Annotated in this window: 23 protein-coding genes, 1 tRNA gene and 1 pseudogene; 9 read left to right on the top strand and 16 right to left on the bottom strand. The window is 68.2% G+C overall.

What is annotated here, in order from left to right; genetic code table 11:
- Positions 1-8 precede the first annotated feature (8 nt).
- From cysK to A5706_RS20330, 3 genes are all read left to right on the top strand, one after another.
- Complete coding sequence (gene cysK, locus A5706_RS20340) at positions 9-941, top strand: cysteine synthase A (RefSeq protein ID WP_068134376.1); 933 nt, start codon at positions 9-11, stop codon at positions 939-941.
- Between the two features lie 2 nt (positions 942-943).
- Entirely contained in the window at positions 944-1,627 is a 684-nt protein-coding gene (gene cysE / locus A5706_RS20335) for a serine O-acetyltransferase (protein ID WP_068134372.1), read from the top strand.
- A gap of 250 nt (positions 1,628-1,877) precedes the next feature.
- Positions 1,878-2,159 carry an ANTAR domain-containing protein gene (locus A5706_RS20330; protein ID WP_068134366.1) on the top strand — a complete coding sequence of 94 codons (282 nt, stop codon included), beginning with the start codon at positions 1,878-1,880 and terminating at the stop codon, positions 2,157-2,159.
- Here the strand turns inward: A5706_RS20330 and A5706_RS20325 are convergent.
- Both A5706_RS20325 and A5706_RS20320 read right to left on the bottom strand, forming a co-directional pair.
- Positions 2,159-2,446: pseudogene (locus tag A5706_RS20325) on the bottom strand (muconolactone Delta-isomerase family protein); the annotation flags it as partial. The gene A5706_RS20330 and the pseudogene A5706_RS20325 overlap by 1 nt on opposite strands.
- Before the next feature lie 80 nt (positions 2,447-2,526).
- A tRNA-Asn gene (locus A5706_RS20320) sits at positions 2,527-2,602 on the bottom strand.
- 205 nt (positions 2,603-2,807) lie between these two features.
- Between A5706_RS20320 and A5706_RS20315 the strand changes: the two genes are divergently transcribed.
- Complete coding sequence (locus A5706_RS20315; RefSeq protein WP_068134360.1) at positions 2,808-3,086, top strand: hypothetical protein; 279 nt, start codon at positions 2,808-2,810, stop codon at positions 3,084-3,086.
- On the opposite strand, the gene dnaG is transcribed toward A5706_RS20315, so the two are convergent.
- Genes dnaG through A5706_RS20300 form a run of 3 tightly spaced genes read right to left on the bottom strand, consistent with a single transcriptional unit; the run spans position 3,061 to position 6,901 of the window.
- Entirely contained in the window at positions 3,061-4,995 is a 1,935-nt protein-coding gene (gene dnaG / locus A5706_RS20310; protein ID WP_068134351.1) for a DNA primase, read from the bottom strand. The genes A5706_RS20315 and dnaG overlap by 26 nt on opposite strands.
- 27 nt (positions 4,996-5,022) lie before the next feature.
- Complete coding sequence (locus tag A5706_RS20305) at positions 5,023-5,622, bottom strand: superoxide dismutase family protein (RefSeq protein WP_082964508.1); 600 nt, start codon at positions 5,620-5,622, stop codon at positions 5,023-5,025.
- A 10-nt stretch (positions 5,623-5,632) separates the two neighbouring features.
- Positions 5,633-6,901: a deoxyguanosinetriphosphate triphosphohydrolase gene (locus tag A5706_RS20300; protein ID WP_068134348.1), complete on the bottom strand. Its 1,269-nt coding sequence runs from the start codon at positions 6,899-6,901 to the stop codon at positions 5,633-5,635.
- 40 nt (positions 6,902-6,941) lie between these two features.
- Between A5706_RS20300 and A5706_RS20295 the strand changes: the two genes are divergently transcribed.
- The gene (locus tag A5706_RS20295) at positions 6,942-8,933 is read left to right on the top strand and encodes a TPM domain-containing protein (protein ID WP_068134345.1); all 1,992 of its coding nucleotides are present in this window, start codon (positions 6,942-6,944) and stop codon (positions 8,931-8,933) included.
- A 65-nt stretch (positions 8,934-8,998) separates the two neighbouring features.
- Here A5706_RS20295 and A5706_RS20290 read toward each other — a convergent pair whose 3' ends face one another.
- The 3 genes from A5706_RS20290 to A5706_RS20280 form a co-directional block, all read right to left on the bottom strand.
- Complete coding sequence (locus tag A5706_RS20290) at positions 8,999-9,283, bottom strand: WXG100 family type VII secretion target (RefSeq protein WP_067004763.1); 285 nt, start codon at positions 9,281-9,283, stop codon at positions 8,999-9,001.
- 29 nt (positions 9,284-9,312) lie between these two features.
- Positions 9,313-9,609: a WXG100 family type VII secretion target gene (locus A5706_RS20285; protein WP_066914021.1), complete on the bottom strand. Its 297-nt coding sequence runs from the start codon at positions 9,607-9,609 to the stop codon at positions 9,313-9,315.
- Between the two features lie 107 nt (positions 9,610-9,716).
- Complete coding sequence (locus tag A5706_RS20280; protein WP_369830377.1) at positions 9,717-10,043, bottom strand: hypothetical protein; 327 nt, start codon at positions 10,041-10,043, stop codon at positions 9,717-9,719.
- A gap of 305 nt (positions 10,044-10,348) precedes the next feature.
- Here A5706_RS20280 and A5706_RS33160 point away from each other — a divergent pair, with 305 nt between their 5' ends.
- Positions 10,349-10,504 (top strand): hypothetical protein, encoded by a 156-nt coding sequence (locus A5706_RS33160; protein WP_156767249.1) that lies wholly within the window; start codon positions 10,349-10,351, stop codon positions 10,502-10,504.
- Between the two features lie 2 nt (positions 10,505-10,506).
- Here the strand turns inward: A5706_RS33160 and A5706_RS20275 are convergent, their stop codons facing one another.
- From A5706_RS20275 to A5706_RS20255, 5 genes are all read right to left on the bottom strand, one after another.
- Positions 10,507-11,712, bottom strand: coding sequence for a PPE family protein (locus A5706_RS20275; RefSeq protein ID WP_068134343.1), 1,206 nt, complete (start codon positions 11,710-11,712; stop codon positions 10,507-10,509).
- 233 nt (positions 11,713-11,945) lie between these two features.
- Positions 11,946-12,230, bottom strand: a complete 285-nt coding sequence (locus tag A5706_RS20270; protein WP_067004763.1) for a WXG100 family type VII secretion target — start codon at positions 12,228-12,230, stop codon at positions 11,946-11,948.
- Between the two features lie 29 nt (positions 12,231-12,259).
- Entirely contained in the window at positions 12,260-12,556 is a 297-nt protein-coding gene (locus A5706_RS20265; RefSeq protein WP_068134341.1) for a WXG100 family type VII secretion target, read from the bottom strand.
- An 83-nt stretch (positions 12,557-12,639) separates the two neighbouring features.
- Complete coding sequence (locus tag A5706_RS20260; protein WP_068134334.1) at positions 12,640-13,854, bottom strand: PPE family protein; 1,215 nt, start codon at positions 13,852-13,854, stop codon at positions 12,640-12,642.
- Between the two features lie 353 nt (positions 13,855-14,207).
- Positions 14,208-15,605 carry a glycine--tRNA ligase gene (locus A5706_RS20255; RefSeq protein ID WP_197517902.1) on the bottom strand — a complete coding sequence of 466 codons (1,398 nt, stop codon included), beginning with the start codon at positions 15,603-15,605 and terminating at the stop codon, positions 14,208-14,210.
- Between the two features lie 187 nt (positions 15,606-15,792).
- Between A5706_RS20255 and A5706_RS20250 the strand changes: the two genes are divergently transcribed.
- From A5706_RS20250 to A5706_RS20240, 3 genes are all read left to right on the top strand, one after another.
- Positions 15,793-16,233, top strand: a complete 441-nt coding sequence (locus A5706_RS20250) for a helix-turn-helix transcriptional regulator (protein ID WP_068134330.1) — start codon at positions 15,793-15,795, stop codon at positions 16,231-16,233.
- Entirely contained in the window at positions 16,230-16,622 is a 393-nt protein-coding gene (locus A5706_RS20245) for a Fur family transcriptional regulator (protein ID WP_068134329.1), read from the top strand. Before A5706_RS20250 ends, A5706_RS20245 begins: the two co-directional genes overlap by 4 nt.
- 146 nt (positions 16,623-16,768) lie before the next feature.
- Positions 16,769-17,767 (top strand): alpha/beta fold hydrolase, encoded by a 999-nt coding sequence (locus A5706_RS20240; RefSeq protein ID WP_068134326.1) that lies wholly within the window; start codon positions 16,769-16,771, stop codon positions 17,765-17,767.
- Here the strand turns inward: A5706_RS20240 and A5706_RS20235 are convergent.
- From A5706_RS20235 to recO, 3 genes are all read right to left on the bottom strand, one after another.
- On the bottom strand, positions 17,764-18,192 hold the full coding sequence (locus A5706_RS20235) for a hypothetical protein (RefSeq protein ID WP_068134324.1): 429 nt from the start codon (positions 18,190-18,192) through the stop codon (positions 17,764-17,766). The two genes, A5706_RS20240 and A5706_RS20235, sit on opposite strands and share 4 nt — an antisense overlap.
- On the bottom strand, positions 18,192-19,076 hold the full coding sequence (locus tag A5706_RS20230; RefSeq protein ID WP_068134321.1) for a decaprenyl diphosphate synthase: 885 nt from the start codon (positions 19,074-19,076) through the stop codon (positions 18,192-18,194). Before A5706_RS20230 ends, A5706_RS20235 begins: the two co-directional genes overlap by 1 nt.
- Positions 19,069-19,809 (bottom strand): DNA repair protein RecO (recO, locus tag A5706_RS20225; RefSeq protein ID WP_068134318.1); only part of this gene is annotated, 741 nt, incomplete at its 5' end. The genes A5706_RS20230 and recO, both read right to left, overlap by 8 nt.

Here is a 19,809-nt window from a genome sequence, read left to right as displayed (position 1 = left end):
GAAGTTTCATGAGCATCGCCGAGGACGTCACACAGCTGATCGGTAACACGCCGCTGGTGCGGCTGCGCCGGGTCACCGAGGGCGCCGTCGCCGACGTCGTCGCCAAGCTGGAATCCTTCAACCCGGCAAACAGCGTGAAGGACCGCATCGGGGTCGCCATGCTGGACGCGGCCGAGAAGGCCGGCCTGATCAAGCCCGACACCATCATCCTCGAGCCGACGAGCGGGAACACCGGCATCGCGCTGGCAATGGTTTGCGCGGCACGCGGCTACCGGTGTGTGCTGACCATGCCCGACACCATGAGCGTCGAGCGGCGCATGCTGCTGCGCGCCTACGGCGCCGAGCTGATCCTGACCCCCGGCGCCGAGGGCATGCCCGGCGCCATCGCCAAGGCCGAGGAGCTGGCCAAGACCGACCAGCGGTATTTCGTGCCGCAGCAGTTCGAGAACCCGGCGAACCCGGCGATCCACCGCGCGACGACCGCCGAGGAGGTGTGGCGCGACACCGACGGCAAGGTGGACTTTTTCGTGGCCGGCGTCGGCACCGGCGGCACCATCACCGGTGTCGCACAGGTCATCAAGGAACGCAAGCCGTCGGCCCAGTTCGTCGCGGTGGAGCCGGCCGCGTCCCCGGTGCTGTCCGGCGGGCAGAAAGGGCCTCACCCGATCCAGGGCATCGGCGCCGGATTCGTCCCGCCCGTCCTCGACATGGATCTGGTCGACGAGGTCATCGCCGTCGGCAATGAGGACTCGCTGACCATGGCCCGGCGGCTCGCCCGCGAGGAGGGACTGCTGTCCGGCATCTCATCCGGCGCGGCGGTGGTGGCCGCGTTGCAGGTGGCCCGCCGGCCCGAGAACGCCGGCAAGCTCGTGGTGGTCGTGCTGCCCAGCTTCGGCGAACGCTATCTGAGCACGGCGCTGTTCGCCGACTTGGCGGACTGACCATGCTCGCAGCCATGCGGCGAGACATCCGGGCGGCCAAGGAGCGCGACCCCGCCAAGCCCACCACGCTGGAGGTCGTCTTCGCCTACCCGGGCGTTCATGCGATCTGGGGCCACCGGGTCAGCCATTGGCTGTGGAATCGCGGCGCCAGGGTGGCCGCGCGGACGTTGTCCGAACTCACCCGCATCTTCACCGGCGTCGACATCCACCCCGGCGCCGTCCTCGGCGCCGGCCTGTTCATCGACCACGCGACCGGCGTAGTGATCGGGGAGACGGCCGAGGTGGGAGAAGACGTCATGCTGTATCACGGCGTCACCCTTGGAGGCAGTGGCGCGGAGACCGGAAAACGACACCCGACGGTCGGTGACCGAGTCATCATCGGCGCCGGAGCCAAGGTCCTCGGCGCGATCAAGGTCGGTGACGACAGCCGGATCGGCGCCAACGCCGTGGTGGTCAAGCCGGTGCCGTCGGGCTCCGTCGTCATCGGGGTTCCCGGGCAGGTCATCAGCCGCCACGGGCGGAGCACCCCCGACGACTCGAAGATGCCCGACCTGGTGGGGGTCAGCCTGCAGTCCCTGCTCACCAGGGTTTCCAAGCTCGAGGCCCTGAACGACGGCCCGCAGAATGGCCGGGTGATCCGCCCGCCCGAGGCCGGTGTGTGGCACGGCGAGGACTTCCAAATCTGAGGGCGATTGCAGCGCATCGTGCGGTGCGCAAGGTTTAAATCCGTTGTGAGCCAATCACATATGTCACACCGGCGCCCGTTGCCCATAGCCTATAGTGGTCTCATGTTACGGGCCTCGACGCGCTGTTGTTGCCGTTGATTCGCTGACGTTCGCGCCCCCTTTTGGGCGAGACGTGGCTTTGCCCAATTCTTTTCACAGAGATTGCCGCTATTGCATTGCGTGGCAGAACTTTTCAGGAGGTGTTCGACAGATGACCGAAACCCTTGCGGGCCAACGGCATATCGATGAAGGCCGTCACCAGGCCAGCCGGGCGCTCGATACGGCGGTGGGGATACTCGTCGGGTGGCGTAGGTGCAGCACCTATGCCGCGTTTCGGGAATTGCTCAGCGCGAGCGAACGGCACGAGGTACCGCTGTTCAAGCTCGCCTCGGCCCTGGTGACCCTGGCCAGCGGAGGCGTCGAAAGCGAGACGGCGGTCGACGCGGCCCGGTTGGCCGCGGAACGGGAATGGGGCCTGAACTACTTGCTGTGACCGGCGGGGTCGTTGGGGTGCGGGCTCAGCGGCGTCACCTCGTCGGTGCGCCAGATGCGCAGGGGCATCGACGCGAGCACCCGCTCGAGTTCCTCCGCGTCGGTCGCGGCGAACAGGCCGAGAGTGCGCCATTCGCCCGGTTGCAGCGGCGGGCGCCACAGCCGCAGCAGGTGCCCCTGTTCGGCCAGTTCGCGCGAATGCGCGGCCTCCCTGGCCCGCACGTCGTCGACGGTCTCCGGAGGCGTGCCGTCCGGGACGTGGGTGGTCATGGTGACCAGGAATTCCATGAGCCCTCCTGAGAGGCACTGGAAAGCATCGGGTTCCATGGCCGACGTGGCGGCCAGAGCGTGCGCGACTGAGACTAACCTGGCTCCCCCGGGTGGACTCGAACCACCAACCCTTCGGTTAACAGCCGAATGCTCTGCCAATTGAGCTACAGGGGATTAAACCGATCGCCGGACGACTCTAGCGTACTGGCCCGACCGCGCCCAACTAGATAGGAGGTGTCGATCCGCTGCGCCCGGCTACGCCGCGCTTGCGATCGCCACGGGCCGCAGGTGTCCTTCACGGCCCTGGTGGCGACCCGCCCCGCGCGCCTACCGCCGAAAGTGAGGCAGGATGGAACCATCGATCGTCGGGAGGAACGCTTTGATCCGGTATGTCGTAGTGCTTGGACTGGGTTATGTGCTGGGCTCGAAGGCCGGACGCCGCCGATACGAGCAGCTCGTCGGCACGTATCGCGCGCTGACCAGCAGCCCCGTGGCCAAGTCGATGATCGAGGGTGGCCGCCGCAAGATCGCGAACCGAATCTCGCCCGACGCCGGCTTCGTCACCCTGACCGAGATCGACGACGAGACGGCCGTGGTCCAGCGCGACATCGAGCGACCGGCGGATCCGGCCCTCACACCGTCAGATCGTCGCCGCTAGCCTGCTCCAGCAGGCTGCGCCGATAGGCCTCCATGGCGACCAGGTCGCCGAACAGCGCGTGATACTCGTCGCCCTGCTCGATGGGTGACATGCGCTGCAGTTTGGACTTCACCTCGGCGATCTGCCGGCCCATCCAGACCTCCTGCAGGCGGGCGAGCACACCCCCGATGTAGCGCGGCAGCTTCTCGTCGTCGACCTGGACGGCCTCCACCCCCAGCTCGCTGATCAGGCCGGCCGTCAGGTTCGAGGTGGTCTGCGCTCGCACCGCCTCGAGCCACTCCGCCCCGGTTACGCCGGTCGATGTTCCGCCCGCGGCCTCGATGGCCGCCCGAACGGCCGCGTAGCCGGGGTGCGTGAAGCTCTCCACGGTCAGGGTGTCGAACACCGGACCAGCCAGCGCCGGGTACTGCAACGCCGACTTGAGGGCCTCGCGCTGGGCCCACAGGATCGGGTCGCGCGGGTCGGGACGGGCGGCGCGCGACTCCTTGGGCAAGGTAGGGGCCGGCGCGGCGGGCTGGCGCTCGGCCCGGCGGGGAGCCTCGGAGGTGGGGCCGCCGCGAGCCGGGGACTTGGATCGCTTGGCCTCGCCGCGGACCCGCTCGATGACCTGCGCGACGTCGTCCCAGCCGACCCAGCCGGCGAGCTGGCGGGCGTACTCGTCGCGCAGCGTGGGGTCCTTGATCTGGCTGACCATGGGCACGCAGCGGCGCAGCGCGGCGACCCGGCCCTCGGCGCTGTCGAGGTCCATCTCGGCGATCGTGGTGCGAATCGCGAACTCGAACAGCGGGGTTCGCCGCGCCACCAGGTCGCGCAGCGCGACGTCGCCGGATTTGAGCCGCAGGTCGCACGGGTCCATGCCGTCCGGCGCGACGGCGACGAAGGACTGCCCGGCCAGGTTCTGCTCGCCGCCGAACGCCTTCAGCGCGGCGGCACGGCCGGCCGCGTCGCCGTCGAAGACGTAGATCAATTCCCCGCGAAAGAAGCTGTCGTCCATCATCAATCGGCGCAGCATGGCCAGGTGCTCGTCGCCGAACGCGGTGCCGCAGGAGGCGACGGCGGTGGTGACACCGGCCAGGTGCATCGCCATCACGTCGGTGTAGCCCTCGACGACGACGGCCTGGTGCCCCTTGGCGATGTCGCGCTTGGCCAGGTCGATGCCGAACATCACCGACGACTTCTTGTACAGCGCCGTCTCGGGGGTGTTGATGTACTTGGCTTCCATCGGGTCGTCGTCGAACAGGCGGCGGGCCCCGAAGCCGATCACCTCACCGGCGGCGGTGCGGATGGGCCACAGCAGCCGCCGGTGGAAGCGATCCATCGGGCCGCGGCGCCCCTCTCGCGACAGCCCGGCCGCCTCCAGTTCCTTGAACTCGAAGCCCTTGCGCTGCAGGTGTTTTGTCAGCGAGTCCCAGCCCGACGGGGCGAAGCCGCAGCCGAAGTGGCGTGCCGCCGCGGCGTCGAAATTCCGCTCCGTCAGGTACTGGCGGCCCGGCGCCGCCTCGTCGGATTCCAGGGCCGCCGCGTAGAACTCGGCGGCCGCCGCGTTGGCCGCGACCAGCCTGCTGCGGCTGCCGCGGTCGCGCTGCACGTTGGTGGCCGCGGCGCCGGTGTAGGTGATGGTGTGGCCGACCCGGTCGGCGAGCAGCTCGACGGCCTCGACGAAGCTGACGTGTTCGATCTTCTGGACGAACGCGTACACGTCGCCGCCCTCGCCGCAGCCGAAGCAGTGGAAGTGGCCGTGGTTCGGGCGGACGTGGAACGACGGCGACTTCTCGTTGTGGAACGGGCACAGGCCCTTGAGCGAGTCGGCGCCGGCGCGCTTGAGCTGGACGTAGTCGCCCACAACGTCTTCGATGCGTGCCCGTTCGCGGATGGCGGCGATATCGCGATCAGAGATCCGGCCGGCCATCGGCCCAGTCTAAAACGCCGGAGGAGATCAGCTCGCCGGCCCGATGACGCCGCACGCGATCCGCTCCATCGCCTGGTCGCCGACGCCGTGGATCATCAGCGCGGTCTTGTCCCCGGCCAGCAACTGGTCCCGGGTGAACGCATCGCTGGTGGTTACCAGGTACGCGGACCCGTCCTGGCGCACCTCCAGCATGGTCAGGTCGCCGCTCTCGGGCATCCCGGTGTGCCCGGGCGCCTGGAAGTGGCCGCCGGCGGACAGGAAGTTCCCGGGCGGGCCGCCGTTCGGGGCAACGGAGTTGGGCTCACACTTGCCGACCGCGTGGATGTGCATGTCGTGGAGGCCGGGCGCGAGGATCCCGCCGGCAACCGTCTTGACGGTGATGGTGGCGTAGCCGTTGCTGAAGTCGAAGGTCGCCGTGGCCACGTCCTTGCCGTCGGCCGTCTTCAGTTGCGCCGTCAGCGATCCGGCGGCGGGCGCCGGTCCCGACGTCGACGACGCCGGAGCACCGCTTTGGACCGGAGGCGTGGTGCCCGTCTGGCTGGTCGCGTGCTGGGGCGAACTGCAGGCGTTCAGGGCCACGACGGGAAGCGACAGCAAGGCGACGGCAACGGCGCTGAGTTTAGTCATGCCGGTAACGCTATCCGGTCGCCTGACGGGCGTCGATCCGCTCCAGCCGACCCTCGGTATAGGAGGCGACCTGGTCGACGACGACCCGAAGCCGGGCGCGATCGTCGGCCGCGGTGTTGAACGCCGCGGCGAACATGGGGTCGAGCGTGCCGGGTGCCCCGGAGTACAGCCAGTGCGCCACGCGATGGATGCGTTCGCGCTGCCGGGCCTGGGTTTCCAGGTGCCGGGGGTCAGACATGATGAACTGCAGCGCCAGGATTTTCAGCAGGGCGACCTCGGCGCGCACCAGGTCGGGCACCCGCAGGTCGGCCCGGTAGCGCACCAGCGGGCCCGGGCCGGCGGCCGCACGCGTCGTCGCAATCGCGGCCGAGGCGAATCGGCCCACCAGTTCACTGGTCAATCGCTTGAGCGCCACCGCCGCCGCCAGCGTCGCGTCGTACTTGCCGACCGCGGCGACGACCGGCAGACCCGACAGCCGGCGCGCGGCGGCCATGAAGTCCTCGGCGCTCACCCGGGAGAATTCGCTCTCCCCCAGCTTGGCCAGCGCGGCCGCCTCGTCCTCGTCGGCCAGCACGCGCAGGTCGATGCGCTGGGAGACGACGCCGTCCTCCACGTCGTGCACCGAATACGCGACGTCGTCGGCCCAGTCCATCACCTGGGCCTCCAGGCACGTCCGATTCGCCGGCGCCCCCTGGCGGACCCAGTCCGCGGGCTCGCGGTCCTCGTCATAGAAGCCGAACTTGCGTGCAGGCGCGTCACCGCGGAACCACGGATACTTGGTGACCGCGTCCAGCGACGCCCGGGTCAGGTTCAGGCCCGCGCTATTGCCTTGCGCGTCAAGTACTTTCGGCTCAAGGCTGGTCAGTATCCGGAAATTCTGGGCGTTGCCCTCGAAGCCGCCGTGCTCCGCGGCGAACTCGTCGAGCGCGCGTTCGCCGTTGTGCCCGTAGGGCGGATGGCCGATGTCGTGGGCCAGGCCGGCCAGCTCGACCAGGTCGAGGTCGCAGCCCAGTCCTACCGCCATCCCCCGCCCGATCTGGGCCACCTCCAGCGAGTGGGTCAACCGAGTACGGGGGGTGTCACCTTCGCGCGGCCCGACCACCTGCGTCTTGTCGGCGAGGCGGCGCAGCGCGGCGCTATGCAGCACCCGGGCGCGGTCCCGGGCGAAGTCGGTGCGGTGCTGGCCTTCCGTACCCGGCAGACCCGCCGTCTTCGCCGCTTCGCGCACCCGACGCTGACGGTCGAAGTCGTCGTAGGGGTCGTGCTGATGCGTACTCACCGCAGGACAGTCTGCCAGGGAACGCGGGCTAGATTGACCTATGCGCTTCGCACGCCTGCTCGGCGTGATCCTGACGGTCCTCACGGGTCTCGGCGCCGGGCTGCTGCTGGCGCCGACGGCGGGCGCGCAACCGCCGTTTCGGCTGCCGGACCAGGTCACCGACAACGCGAACGCGCTCTCGGATTCCGGGCGCGCCGCGGTGACGTCGGCCACCGACAAGCTCTACGCCGATCAGCACATCCGGTTGTGGGTGGTCTACGTCGACGACTTCTCCGGGGAAAGCGCCGAGAGCTGGGCGAGGCGCACCCGAACCGTCAGCGACTTGGGCGACTACGACGCGCTGCTGGCCGTCGCCACCACCGGCCGGTCATACGCGTTCTTCGTCCCGTCGGCGATCACGAGCGTCAAGGCGGGTCAGGTTGATCAACTGCGGCGCACCAAGATCGAGCCCGCGCTGCACAACGGCGACTGGGCCGGGGCCGCGGTCGCGGCGGCCGACGGGCTCGACACGCCGCCGTCATCGTCGGGTCGCCTTTTCCTGCTGGTCGCGTTGAGTGTCGTTGTCGTCGCCGTGGTGGTCCTGCTGGTGGTGATGCGCTACCGCCGCGAGCGGCGGCGCGCGGCCGAGTTGGCCGCGGCGCGGCGCGTCGATCCCACCGATGCCAACGCGCTCGCCGCGGTGCCATTGGCGGCGCTCGACGACCTGTCGCGCTCGCTGGTGGTGGAGGTCGACAATGCGGTGCGCACCAGCGCCAACGAGTTGACGCTGGCGATCGACGAGTTCGGTGACGAGCGGACCCAACCGTTTAGCCAGGCGGTGAATAACGCCAAAGCCACTCTGGCGCAAGCGTTTACGGTCCGTCAGCAGCTTGACGACAGCGTGCCCGAGACGCCCGCGCAGCGCCGCGAGATGCTGACCCGGGTGATCGTCTCGGCGGCGCACGCCAACCGTGAACTCGAATCACAGCGGCAGGCGTTCGAAGAGCTGCGGGTTTTGGTGGTCAACGCGCCGTCGCGGTTGGACGCGCTGACCCAGCAGTACGTGGAGCTCACCGCCCGCATCGCTCCCGCCGAGCAGCGGCTCGCCGAGCTTCGCAAGGAATTCGACGCGGCGGCCTTGACTTCGGTCTCGGGCAATATCGCAAGCACCAACGGAAGGCTGACCTTCGCGGACCGCAACATCGGCTCCGCCCGCGAGCTGGCCGGGATCCCGGGCGGTCAGCAGGCCGCGTTGGTCGACGCGATCCATGCCGCCGAGGCGGCGCTCGGACAGGCCCGCGCGCTGCTGGACGCGATCGACAACGCGGCCAAGGACATCCGGCACGCAGTGGCCGCTTTGCCCTCGCTCATCGACGAGATCCAGTCGGGCGTCAAGCGCGCCGACGAGCGGCTGCAGAAGGCGCGGGGCGCCGGGGCGGGCCGCGCCGGCGAACTCACCGCCGCGCGCGACGAGGCCGCCGCGGCCGTCATGGGAGCCCGCGGCGCCGGCGCCGCGGATCCTCTCGGCACGTTCGCCAGGCTGACGAAGGCCGACGCCGCCCTGAATCGGGTACTGGACGCCGTCGCCCAGGAGGAGGCGGCCGCCGAGCGGCTCGAGCGTTCGTTCGAGCAGGCCGTCTTCACGGCGCAGGCGCGGGTGCGCGCCGTTTCCGAGTACATCGACACCCGCCGGGGCAGCATCGGAGCCGAGGCACGGACCCGGCTCGCCGAGGCCAACCGGCACCTGCAGGCCGCACAGGAGAAAAGGACGACGAACGTGTCCGAGGCGATTGCCCACGCCAACGCGGCATCGACGCTGGCCGCCAACGCCCAGGCGCTGGCGAACGCGGACGTCCAGCAGGCCCAGCGTTTCTATGCCCGTCGCGGCAGCAGCGATACCGGCGCCATGATCGGCGGGATCATCATCGGCGACCTGCTCAGCGGGGCCATGCGCGGTGGGTTCGGCGGCTGGAGCCCCACTTCGTTCGGTGGCGGCCCGAGCGCCTCGGGCTCATCGGGCGGCGGCCTCATGGGTGGCGGCGGGCGGTTCTGAGACACAGCGGACAAAGAACGGGGCCGCACACCGATCGGTGTGCGGCCCCGCTTTGAAGCGGCGAATCAGGCCCAGCTGGACCCGACGGCGCTGTCCGTGCTGGACATGTTGCTGCCCGCCGTCTGCACCTTCTGGCCGTGAGCGTTAGCCTGCTCGTAGATCACCTGGAAGTTGCGACCCAACTGGGTGATGAACTCCTGGCACGCCACCGAACCGGCGCCACCCCAGAAGTCACCAGCAGCCAGCACATCGCGAACGATGGCCTGGTGCTCGGCCTCCAACGACGCGGCCTGGGCGCGAATCGTCGCACCATGGGCATCCACATCGCCAAACTGGTAATTGATGGTCATGTTTTCCTCCTGAAATAAAAGTGTGGGGGCTAGCTGCCGAGGATCTGCTGAGAGGCCTGCTCTTGCTGCTCGTAGTTGTTCGCGTCGCGGATCAGCCCGTCACGCACCCCGTGCAGCATGTTCACGATGTTGCGGAACGCCTGATTCATCTGACCCATGGTGTCGTAGGACGTCGCCTGCGCCTGGCCACTCCAGCCGGCACCGGCGATGTTCATCGACGACGCCCACATCTTGCGGGCCTCGTCCTCAACGGTCTGCGCGTGGACCTCAAACCGGCCCGCCATCGCCCGCATCTCATGCGGGTCAGTCATAAAGCGTGTTGCCATGTTGCCTTTTCTCCTTCTGGATGAATTTCTTGCCTTGTGATACTGGTCGGCCGTCGTAACTGGCTGCTACGCGGCATTAAAGCCGATGGCGGGAAACTCCCTGTCTCTCAGCCGGCTGCTGGAGAAGTCGGTATCACGCCGGTAGTCCGCGGCAAGTTGAAGCTAGGTTCCGCCTCGCCCTGCCACTCGCTCCATTCGGCCCATTCGTTCCACTCGTCCATGCCCTCTGCGGTGGCCTCCGGGTTCAGCCCGTCGGTCGCCTTGTTGCCGGCATCGGCGCCCTCTTCCGGCTCCGGTGCCCAATGGTCATAGTCATCCGGCGGCACGGCTACACCCCACTTCAGGGGAACCGATAGGCCGCCGAGCATGCCGGACTCACCACGCTTCGCCGCTACCGCATCGTCCGGCAGCGGCGAACCAAGAGGCAATAGCACGCTGCCCCCTTCCACAGCCGTCTCCGTACATTCGAACCCGGTGGTGAAAAACCATCACCGAGTACTTCGCATCGTAAGTCAATCCGAAGCACAATGCCCGTGTTTGATGGATTTCGCTCCTTTTAGAACAGGTGCGCGAACACCGGTCGGCCGATGGCTGGGCCGCGAGCGGAGCTGGCCGCCGCCATCGCCCCCCACCGGCCGCTTTCCCTTCGACTCGAGGCAAAACCGGAAGCCCTTGCCACACAACACCTTCCGGCCCGGCCAGCGCCGACGGCGAGCGGGCCGCCAAGAGGTTTGACGGCTTGACCGTCGATCCCAAAATCGCGTTGGGACGCACGGCGGCCGTTTTGGTGGGCCATGGCGGAAAAAGGATCAGTTCGCCGCCGGTAAACATGCCGAAGGCGCGGGCAACACCCATTTCCCCGGATGTCGCCCGCGCCCTTGGTTGGCTGATTTAGGACTATCCGACGCCGGTACGCGGTACCACGCTGGGCCGCTGCTGGACCACATGCGTCGGGCTGGCCCCTCCGCGGCCCAACATCCCGCCGGGCATGCCTCCGCCGGCACCCATGCCGCCCATCGGCATCGGCATCATCGGCATGCCGCCGCCCATGGGCGCTCCGGCTGCCGCGGCGGCCGCGCCGGGCGTCTCGCCCAGGCCGGACATGGCCGCGCTGACCATCCGCGCCGGCGCCGACCCCTGCCAGTTCGGGGGCACCGACATGGCCCCGACCAGCCGTGCCTTGCCCAGACCGGCGTCGGCGCCACCGAGGCCGCCGATGCCACCGCCGAGTCCCTTGCCCAGGCCCGCCGGAGTGGCGCTGCTGACAAACTTCGCCGGATCGACGGCCGCACCCGTCGCGCCGGCCAGCGACGCCGCGTTCGTGCCGCTCATTCCCGCTTGGGCCGCCATCATGATCGGCGACATCATCATGCTCACCGGCATCATTCCGACCTGGGCGACCGTCGACAGCGATGAAATCGGCAGCGAAGAAGCCAGCGCCGACGCCTGCGTCGCCGCCGACCCGGCCACCGCCCCCACCGATGCCAGCGGGGTGGCGATCGCGGACCCCAGGCTGGCGCCCTGCGAAGCCAAGCCGGTCAGCGGCGCAGACAGCAGGCCCGTCAGGCCCGCGAGGTTCAGCGGGGGCGTGCTGAATGCCGGCAACGCCGCGGCCACGCCCAGCGCGCCGCCGTGGTAGCCCACCATGGCCGCCACGTCCTGGGCCCACATCTCCATGTACTCGAACTCGGTCATGAAGATCGCCGGGGTGTTCTGGCCCAAGATGTTCGTCGCGATCAGCGCCATGAGTTGGGCGCGGTTCGCGGCGATCGCCGGCGTTGGCACCGTCGCGGCCAACGCGGTCTCAAACGCCGAGGCCGCCGTCCGGGCCTGAAGGGCCGCGGTCTCCGCCTGCGCTGCGGCCGCGCTCAGCCAACCCACGTAAGGCGTGGCCGCCGCGGCCATGGACATCGAGGCCGGCCCCGCCCACGCCCCGTCGGTCAACCCGGTGACGACGTTTTGAAACGACGACGCCGCGCCCGCCAGGTCCGTCGCCAACGAGTCCCAGGCCGACGCCGCCATGAACAAGGGCCCCGACCCCGCACCGGCGAACATCAGCGCCGAGTTGATTTCCGGGGGAAAGAACGTAAATGCAGGAACCATCACAACCCCTCCGGCCGCATCGACGGCACAGTCCAACGATCGACGGACACCATTCCTTGATAGTAGGGCCATCGCCCATCAAAAGTCCGGGGTTTTATCAAACCGTCAAGACCGTCGTGACCGCGAGTTCGCGGCGGGGACCGTTCTGCGTAACCCGTCGCGGCGTACCGGTGTGATGGAACGCCTCGGGCGCGGGTAACACGGGCCGTGTCACCCGCGCCCTTGGAGGCCGATCAGGCCCAGCTGGACCCGACGGCGCTGTCCGTGCTGGACATGTTGCTGCCCGCCGTCTGCACCTTCTGGCCGTGAGCATTGGCCTGCTCGTAGATCACCTGGAAGTTGCGACCCAACTGGGTGATGAACTCCTGGCAAGCCACCGAACCGGCGCCACCCCAGAAGTCACCAGCAGCCAGCACATCGCGAACGATGGCCTGGTGCTCGGCCTCCAACGACGCGGCCTGGGCGCGAATCGTCGCACCATGGGCATCCACATCGCCAAACTGGTAATTAATCGTCATGTTTTCCTCCTGAAATAAAAGTGTGGGGGCTAACTGCCCAGAATCTGCTGCGAAGCCTGCTCTTGCTGCTCGTAGTTATTGGCGTCGCGGATCAGCCCGTCGCGAACGCTCTGCAGCATGTTCACAATGTTGTGAAACGCCTGGTTCATCTGTCCCATCGTGTTGTAGGACGTCGCCTCCGCTGCCCCACTCCAACTGGCGCCGGAAATGTTCTGCGACGAGGCCCACATCCGACGCGCCTCATCCGAAACCGTCTGCGCATGCACGTCGAAACGGCCTGCCATCGCCCGCATTGCGTGCGGGTCGGTCATAAATCGCGTAGCCACCACACTGCTCCTTTCATCAACAAATGTTTCGGTCAAGCGCCGCTGCGGCGCCCAACGTCCAAACCCCGCCTATCACCCCCGCCCTATCCGACTCCGACGCGCGGCACCACGCTGGGTCGCGCCTGCACGACATTGGGGCTGGCCCCGCCGCGGCCCATCATCCCGCCGGGCATGCCGCCGCCGGCGCCCATGCCGCCCATCGGCATCGGCATGAACGGCATGCCGCCGCCCATCGGCGTCGCGGCCGCGGCCGCGGCGGGCGCCTCTCCGCCCAGCCCCGACATCGCCGCGCTGACCATCCGCGCCGGCGTCGACCCCTGCCACGTCGGCGGCACCGACATCGCCCCGACCAGCCGCGACTTACCCAATTCCGCGGCGGCGCCGCCCAGGCCCGCGCCGCCGAGGCCCCCGCCGCCCAGGCCCTTCATGGCGGGAGCGGCTTCGCTGACGAACTTCGTCGCGTCTGCGCCGGCCGCGCTGGTCGCCCCGGCCAGGGCCGCCGAATTCGCGCCCATGCCCGCTTGGGCCGCCATCATGATCGGCGACATCATGGTGCTAATCGGCATCATTGCGACCTGGGCGAGCGTCGACAGCGACGAAATCGGCGCCCCGGTAACCAACGCCGACACCCCCGACACCGTGGAATCGACCACGTCGATCACCGGCGCCAACCCGGTAGCGAGCCCCGCCCCCGCCGAGGAGGCCAGTCCGGCAACCTGCGACGCCACCCCGGCCACCGGAGATGCCACCAACGCCACCAGGCCCGCCAGGTCGACGGGCGGCAGGCTGAACGACGGTAACGCCGCGGCCACGCCCAACGCCCCGCCGTGATAACTCAGCATCGCGGCGACGTCCTGGGCCCACATCTCCAGGTACTCGAACTCGGTCATCGCGATCGCTGGGGTGTTCTGGCCCAGGGTGTTCGCCGCGACCAGCGCCATGAATTGCTGACGGTTGGCCGTCACCGCCGCGGGGGGTACCGTCGCCGCCAACGCCGACTCGAATGCCGTCGCCGCCACGCGGGCCTGGCCCGCCGCGGCCGCGGCCTGCGCCGCCGCTGAACTCAACCACCCCACGTACGGCGCGGCGGCCGCCGCCATCGCGGCCGACGACGGACCCGTCCACGGCCCGCCGGTCAATCCGGTGACCACCGAGTTGAACGACGACGCGGCTCCCCACAGGTCCGATGCCAGCGCGTCCCAGGCCGATGCCGCCGAGAACAACGGCCCCGAACCCGCCCCCCTGGATATCCGCGCCGAATTGATCTCCGGCGGTAGCCAGGAAAAGTCGAGGACCATCACGACCCCCCTACATCCAGCCGCGGCAAGCGCCTCGGCGCTGCCCGGAAATCAACACAGCCCACTGCCGGATCGTAAGACAAAAATCGCCGAATTACAGCATCTTTTTTCTAAACTTGAATCGATCGAAAAGACAGACTTGACCGAGTCAACTACGCAAACTTGATTCAATCCGAAAACGGCCCGTCAGCTGCCGCGTAGCAGCGCCGTTCGGCTAGCCGCCCCTCGGGCGGTCGGACGCGCCGCATGAATTGCGATGACAAATTCCGGAACCGGACCAATTTGAATTTTTCGCATTTTCTCATCAATAGCCGCGATAAATTGCGACCGGGCTCAAACGGGTTTATTCCCGCCTAGCAGCCCTTGAGGCGCGCGGCCAGGTAATCGGCTACGGCGCCGATGGCCACCCGGTCCTGGGTCATCTTGTCGCGCTCGCGCACGGTGACGGCGTCGTCGGAGAGCGAGTCGAAATCCACGGTCACGCAGAACGGCGTGCCCACCTCGTCCTGGCGCCGGTAGCGGCGCCCGATCGCGCCGGCGTCGTCGAATTCGATGTTCCAGTTCTTGCGCAATTCGGCAGCCAGGTCGCGGGCCTTGGGGCTCAGGTCGGCGTGTCGCGACAGCGGGAGCACCGCGGCCTTGATCGGCGCCAGCCGCGGGTCGAGCCGAAGCACCGTGCGTTTGTCCATGCCACCCTTGGCGTTGGGGGCCTCGTCCTCGGTGTAGGAGTCGATCAAAAACGCCATGAACGACCGCGTCAGGCCGGCCGCCGGTTCGATGACGTAGGGCGTGTACCGGGTGTCGTTAATCTGGTCGTAGAACGACAGGTCGACGCCGGAATGCTTTGCGTGCGTCGACAAGTCGAAGTCGGTCCGGTTGGCGACGCCTTCCAGCTCGCCCCACGGGTTGCCGGCGAAACCGAATTTGTACTCGATGTCGACCGTGCGGTCCGAGTAGTGCGACAACTTCTCCTTGGGGTGCTCGTACAGTCGCAGGTTCTCCGGATCGATGCCGAGGTCGACGTACCAGTCGCGGCGCGTGTCGATCCAATACTGGTGCCATTCCTTGGCGGTCGACGGCTCGACGAAGAATTCCATCTCCATCTGTTCGAACTCGCGGGTGCGGAAGATGAAGTTGCCCGGCGTGATCTCGTTGCGGAAGCTCTTGCCGATCTGCCCGATGCCGAACGGCGGCTTGCGGCGGGCCGTCGTCACCACGTTGGCGAAGTTGACGAAGATGCCCTGCGCGGTTTCGGGCCGCAAATAGTGCAGTCCCTCCTCGGTTTCGATGGGCCCGAGATAGGTCTTGAGCATCATGTTGAACTCGCGCGGCTCGGTCCATTGGCCCTTGGTGCCGCAGTCGGGGCAGACGATCTCGGTCATCGCCACGGAATCGGGGTCGTCGATCCCCTTCTTCGCCGCGTAGGCCTCCTGCAGGTGGTCCTGGCGGTGCCGGTGGTGGCAGTTCATGCACTCGACCAGCGGGTCATGGAAAACCTCGACATGGCCGGAGGCCACCCAGACCTGGCGCGGAAGGATGATCGACGAATCGATGCCGACCACGTCGTCGCGGCCGGTGACCACCGCGCGCCACCACTGGCGCTTGATGTTCTCCTTGAGCTCCACGCCCAGCGGACCGTAGTCCCACGCCGATTTGGTGCCGCCGTAGATCTCACCCGAGGGAAAGACGAAGCCCCGCCGTTTGGCCAGGTTGACAACTGTGTCGATGACGGACGCCACGGGGCAGTGCACTCCCTCTCGAAGATCCGGGCAGACGGGTGGGCGGCGAACGCCGCCCGCAAAACATCAGCCATGGTATCGACCGCCGCCCCGGTCTTTGACATGCGTCATCATGCATGTGACAGTGGAAGGCGGCCGACCGTGACTCCGGCGCGCCCCTTCCAAAAGACCCGGCACTTCTAGAGGTGATGACTCTCGGATGACGATGTCCTCCTCTGTGCCCCTTCCTCAGTCCGGCCCGGTGCAGACCGCCGCGGCCGACGATGCACGCCCCGACCTCGGCGGAATGCCTCACCAGCACGGCGGCGCCGCTGCTGAGCATGGGAGATTCCCCGAATATCCCATGCCGCCGTCGCGCGAGATTCTCGACGCCGCCGGCGAGCTATTGCGCGCGCTGGCCGCACCCGTGCGGATCGCCATCGTGCTGCAGTTGCGCGAATCGCAGCGCTGCGTGCACGAACTGGTCGACGCCCTCGGCGTGCCACAGCCGCTGGTCAGCCAGCATCTGAAGATCCTCAAGGCGGCCGGCGTGGTCGCCGGGGAGCGATCCGGCCGCGAGGTGCTCTACCGGCTCGCCGACCATCACCTGGCGCACATCGTCGTCGACGCGGTCGCCCACGCGAGTGAGGACAAGCCATGACCCCCACCAGCGTGCGCGCCACCCGCCAGCGCGCGGCGATTTCCACGTTGCTGGAGACGCTCGACGAGTTCCGTTCCGCCCAGGAACTGCACGACGAGCTGCGCCGGCGCGGCGAGAACATCGGTCTGACCACCGTGTATCGCACGCTGCAATCGATGGCCGCGGCCGGATTGGTCGACACGCTGCGCAACGACACGGGCGAGTCGGTATACCGCAGGTGCTCGGAGCACCATCACCACCATCTGGTGTGCCGCCACTGCGGCGCCACCATCGAGGTAGGCGACCACGAGGTCGAGGAATGGGCGGCGCAAGTGGCCGCCAAGCATGGCTTTTCCGACGTCAGCCACACCATCGAAATCTTCGGAACGTGCTCGGAATGCGGGTCCTAAGCTGAACCGCCCCGGCGCGGACGTCGTGTTTCGTCTGACCGGAAAAAAGTTCTGAAAAAAGCGTCCGATGCGCGACCGTTGCGTGCTCCTACCCATGAGTGGCCCACGGGCCGAGGCAACCAGAACTCAAGGGAAGCGAGAACACGATGCGGAAGCAACCCGCCCCCCACCTGCGGCCGGTGCGCGACGTCGAGGGCCCGTCACTGCAGTTTCGCACCATCCACGGCTACCGCCGCGCCTTCCGGATCGCCGGTTCCGGGCCGGCCCTGCTGCTGATCCACGGCGTCGGCGACAAATCCGAGTCCTGGGGGCCGGTGCACGCCAAGCTCGCGCAGCGCTTCACCGTGATCGCGCCGGACCTGCTGGGCCACGGCGAATCCGACAAGCCGCGCGCCGATTACTCGCTGGCGGCCTTCGCCAACGGGATGCGTGACCTGCTCGCCGTACTGGGCATCGAGCGGGTCACCGTCGTCGGGCATTCGTTCGGCGGTGGCGTGGCGATGCAGTTCGCCTATCAGTACCCGCATCTGGTCGAGCGCCTCGTGCTGGTCAGTGCCGGTGGCGTCGAGTCGGACGTCAGCTTCGCGCTGCGGTTGGCCGCGATGCCGTTGGGCAGCGAGGCGCTGGCGATGGTGCGCGTGCCGGGCGCGCTGCCCGCGATGCGGGTTCTTGGGCGCACGATTCAGGCCCTGCTCGGTTCCACCAAGTTCGGTCGCGACGCCGTCGACACCGTGCGGCTGCTCGAGGGCTTCAAGGACCCCAGCGCGTTGGCGGCGTTCGCGCGCACCCTGCGGTCGGTGGTGGACGGGCGCGGCCAATACGTCACCATGCTGGATCGCAGCTACTTGGTGCAATCCATTCCGGTGCAAATCATTTGGGGCGAGGACGACGTCGTGATCCCGGTGAGCCACGCCCGGACGGCCCACGCGGCGATCGCTGGGTCGCGCCTCGCGATCTTCGAGAAGTCCGGGCACGTGCCGCATCACGACCACCCGGATCGCTTCGTCGAGGTCGTCGAACGATTCATCGACTCGACCCGGCCCGCCGATCACGACCCGAACCTCATGCACTCGCTGCTGCGCACCGGCGCGCGCCAGGACCTCGCTTCGGCGGCCGTCGCGCCGGCCGAATCCGCGGTGTCCTAGCCCGTCACCGAGCGCCGAATCTCGGCGCCGGTGTCGAGCACCAGCAGGATCAGCGTCCGCAGGGCGTCGTCGGTGAGCCCGCCGCCGGGAAAGTTGTAGCGCAGCATGACGTCGCCGGTTTTGGACGCGCCCTTGCCGGAGTTGCGTTGCACCGCCTTGTCGTTGACCTTTTCGACCAGCGTCACGCTGCCGAAGTTGCTGTCGCGCGCCTGTTTGGCGATCTGCTCGCCGACCTTCTTGGTCAGCGGCAGGTCCCAGGCCAAGATCTGGGTCAGCGAGACCAGGTCCAGGTCCTCGGCGATGTTCACCACCCGCAACGACGCCAGGGTGCCGTTGTGGCGCAACGTGAGTGCGCCATCCGGTTCCTCGTCGACGGGAAGGACGTCGCGCAGTATCGACGCCAGACGCTCCTGCAGTGACGGCATCAGGCGCTCCCGAATCTTCTATTGCGCTCGGCGTATTCCTCGCAGGCCGCCCACAGGTCGCGGCGGTCGTAGTCGGGCCACAGCTTGTCGGAAAAGATGTACTCGGCGTACGCCGCCTGCCAGAGCATGAAATTGCTGGACCGCTGCTCCCCCGACGTCCGAAGGAAGAGGTCGACGTCGGGGATGTCGGGGCGCTGCAGGTGGCGCGAGATCGTCGCCTCGCTGATGCGTTCGGGGTTGAGCCTGCCGGCCTGCGCCAACCGCGCGATATCCTTTGCAGCTTCGGCGATTTCGGCGCGGCCGCCGTAGTTCACACAGTAATTCACGGTGATGACGTCGTTGCCGACCGTCATGGCCTCGGCGATCGCCAGTTCATTGATGACGCTGCGCCACAGGCGGGGCCGTGAACCCACCCACCGGATCCGGACCCCGATCGTGTTGAGGTTGACGCGGCGCATCCGCACCACGTCGCGGTTGAACCCCATCAGGAAGCGCACCTCCTCGGGCGACCGCTTCCAGTTCTCGGTCGAAAAGGCGTACAGGCTGAGCCATTTGATGCCGATTTCGATTGCGCCGCAGACGATGTCGATCACGACGGCCTCGCCCGCCCGATGGCCGTCGGTGCGGCTCAGCCCGCGTTGGGTAGCCCAGCGACCGTTACCGTCCATCACGATCGCGACGTGATTGGGCAGTCGGTCCGCCGGAATCCGTGGCGCGGCCGCCTTGGAAATGTGCTGCGGTGGACGGCGCGGGCCACCGCCGGCGGACGGCGGCAGCTCCGGGAAGACGACCGGCCAGGTCGACTTGTCGGGAAAGACCGGGTAATCGTCGGGCGCGGGGGGCAGTTGCGGGAAGTCGGTCGACTTCGGCTTGCGCTCAACCACAGGCCATATCCTGCCCGAACAGCGCTGCGCGCCGTTCGGCGATCGTGCGGTCGGCCTGGTACGCCCGCTCCACCAGCGGCAACGTTTTGAGCTGACGCTCCAGATGCCACTGCAGGTGCGCGGCCACCAATCCGCTGACGTGGCTACGGTGCGATTGCGGCGACGCCTCGGCGGCCTCCCAATCGCCGTCGTGCAGCGCGGTCATCAAATCCAGCACACCCGGCGGCGGGGTGGTCGAACCGGCCGGTCGGCAGTGCGGGCAGACGCTGCCTCCGGCGGCGATATGAAACGCCCGGTGCGGACCGGGCGTGGCGCACCGGGCGCACTCGGTGAGCGCCGGCGCCCATCCGGCGATGCCCATGGCGCGCAGCAGGTAGGCGTCCAGCAGCAGGTCGCGAGGCCGGCGGCCGTCGGCGACCGCCCGCAGCGCGCTCACCGTGAGCCGGTGCAGGGCCGGGGCCGGGGCCCGCTCCTCACCGGCGAGGCGCTCGGCGGTTTCCAGCATCGCGCACCCGCAGGTGTACCGGCCGTAGTCGTTGACGATGTCGGTGGCGAACGCATCGATGGCGACGACCTGGGTGACGATGTCCAGGTTGCGCCCGGGGTGCAGTTGCGCGTCGATATGAGCAAACGGCTCAAGTCGCGCGCCGAATTTGCTGCGGGTGCGGCGAACGCCCTTGGCCACCGCGCGAACCAGTCCGTGATCGCGGGTCAGCAGGGTGACGATCCGGTC

Source organism: Mycobacterium sp. E796 (genome assembly GCF_001672815.1).
Taxonomy (GTDB): domain Bacteria; phylum Actinomycetota; class Actinomycetes; order Mycobacteriales; family Mycobacteriaceae; genus Mycobacterium.
The sequence above is the reverse complement of the archived record's forward strand: the minus strand, read 5'-3'. Positions and strand labels throughout refer to the sequence as shown.